This is a genomic window from Phormidesmis priestleyi ULC007 (genome assembly GCF_001895925.1).
Lineage (GTDB): Bacteria > Cyanobacteriota > Cyanobacteriia > Leptolyngbyales > Leptolyngbyaceae > Phormidesmis_A > Phormidesmis_A priestleyi_A.
This window is the reverse complement of record NZ_MPPI01000095.1, coordinates 1-1,923: the sequence shown is the minus strand read 5'-3', so window position 1 is coordinate 1,923 and position 1,923 is coordinate 1. Positions and strand designations below refer to the sequence as shown.

Sequence of the window (1,923 nt, the reverse complement as noted above, 5' to 3'; positions counted from 1 at the left end):
TCTTCACTTGTGTCCCGGACTGACTTAACAATTGAGCGCTCATACTCACCCCTCTTGGTTGCATCACTGAGGTAATATCATGATTGAATGATTAAATCAAGTAGAGGTCGCACCCTCGTAAACTCCCATCACTCCCGACTAGCTCTAGTGCTTCTGGGGCAAATCCCCGCTCAATCAAGTGTGCAAATAGGTCGCGCCATGCCGCTTCACTTTCGGTTTCGGCAACCTCATAGTGCAGCAATTCGGTGCCTCCATCTGCCCAGACTGCCATCACCGCTAGCACGACCCGTTCCTCTACTTGCCGTCGTTGCCGCAAATGTCCCGACAAGTCTTCCTTGTATTCATCCGCAATCACATCCTGAATGTCTACCCACACTCCATCCACCAAGATGATCGCAGGCGTTTGCTTCAAGGGCGCTTGGCGTTTCGCATCCAGTTGGCGTTGAACTTGCAAGGTGATTTGGTTCACGGCATTCACCGATAGAACTCGACCTACTACAAAATACAAGGCTGCTTGCAAATCCCGCAACGATAGTCCCATGACATACAAGCAACACAGCCAATCCAATAGGTTCCCTAAACTCCGTTGATAGCGCTCCAAGATCTGCCAGTTGCGTTCCCGGTTCCGTTCTCGTAACTTCGGCACCTGCAACTTCTCGATGTAGCCATACTGGGTATGCAACTGCCGTTCATAGTACCCGGAGCGATACGGCTTCTTGCCCTCCAGATGCTGCAAAAATTCCGTCACTTCCTCTCGTAGCGACCCTTCGAGCACCTGTTTGACTGTACTGATGACTTCAGTTCGCAATTCCTCTGCTAGGGCTGCTTCCAGTTCAGGGTGCACACCCTGCTGTCGCACTCGAAGGATTTGTTGTTCTCGCTCTGCGATTATCATGGGAGGTTGCCTGCTTTAGGGGTTCTTGCCCGTTCTAAGCCTTTTTCTCCCCTCGCTTCTCAGCGCGAATAATTTGTGACACTAACTTAACGGCACGTCTGCGGCAACACCTAATGTGGCTGGAGTGGCTTCTCTAGTGTGGAGTGCAAACCCCAATTTGACTGCCACTCAGGTTCAGACGATTCTATCTGGAACAGCTTATGACTTAGGGGCGCGTGGTTATGATCCGGTGTATGGTTCTGGGTTTGTGAATGCAGATGCGGCAGTGCGACGAGCGATCGCGATCGGGGCTGGGGCACTTTAGCAGGGATGAAGGATGAGGGATGAATATGGAAGCTGCAAAAAGCGATCGTTCATCCTTCAGTTAAACCTTGACTCAGGTTCTGAATTGCAGAGTGTTTTTACTGCAAAGTGGTTCTCTCTTTAATTTCGAGCAATCTCAAACGCCTATACTGTTCGCCTTCTTGCTAGATTTTCTGATCAATGACTAACTATTTTTTAGCCAAGCTACTGTGTAAATTCAGAGATCGGGGCAACCGTGATCGCTTGTCTCAATAGTCCCTTGAGAACAACCCCGTCGGTTACAGTCGCTAATTGCTGAACGATCGTCTCTGGCACGGTTCCAAATCTCGCAGATAAAACTTCAAGAATAGATTCTTTCAGTCCTTCTATCTAGTTGGGAGCATCTCACCTTTGCGATGAGCATAACTACTCAATTCAATCAGCCAACCCTGAGCCAAGGTTGAGAGCGCGTGAAATCGCCATTGAGATAAGCAGAGCGGTGCTTCAGCCCTTGAGGCACATTGTGAGCACTCCACTGTGCCCCTGAAATCTTCAAGCGGCGATTGATTTGTTTCACTAACGATTCCACTGCCCCCGACCCAATCGTAACCCCTGCCTGTTGCAACGCTTGGTATACTCGCCACGATTGAGAAATGGACTTTTGGATTGTTCTCCCGCATCAACGATAAGATGAGGTTTGTTCTAGAGCAGGAGAAAAGAGGTTGTTAGCATGATTCGGATTGAAT

The 1,923-nt window shown here is 49.3% G+C and carries 2 protein-coding genes and 1 pseudogene; 1 reads left to right on the top strand and 2 read right to left on the bottom strand.

Annotated elements, in window-relative coordinates:
* Positions 1–91: 91 nt before the first annotated feature.
* Complete coding sequence (locus BRW63_RS26915) at positions 92–895, bottom strand: transposase (protein WP_073075368.1); 804 nt, start codon at positions 893–895, stop codon at positions 92–94.
* A 100-nt stretch (positions 896–995) separates the two neighbouring features.
* Between BRW63_RS26915 and BRW63_RS26910 the strand changes: the two are divergent.
* Positions 996–1,199, top strand: a pseudogene (locus BRW63_RS26910) (S8 family serine peptidase); the annotation flags it as partial.
* A gap of 417 nt (positions 1,200–1,616) precedes the next feature.
* On the opposite strand, the gene BRW63_RS26905 reads toward BRW63_RS26910, so the two are convergent.
* Positions 1,617–1,754 carry a hypothetical protein gene (locus BRW63_RS26905; protein ID WP_181314519.1) on the bottom strand — a complete coding sequence of 46 codons (138 nt, stop codon included), beginning with the start codon at positions 1,752–1,754 and terminating at the stop codon, positions 1,617–1,619.
* Positions 1,755–1,923: the final 169 nt, after the last annotated feature.

What these genes read in the sequence shown, in the direction of transcription:
- BRW63_RS26915 (WP_073075368.1), bottom strand. Translation starts at nt 895, where the DNA reads ATGATAATCGCAGAGCGAGAACAACAAATCCTTCGAGTGCGACAGCAG.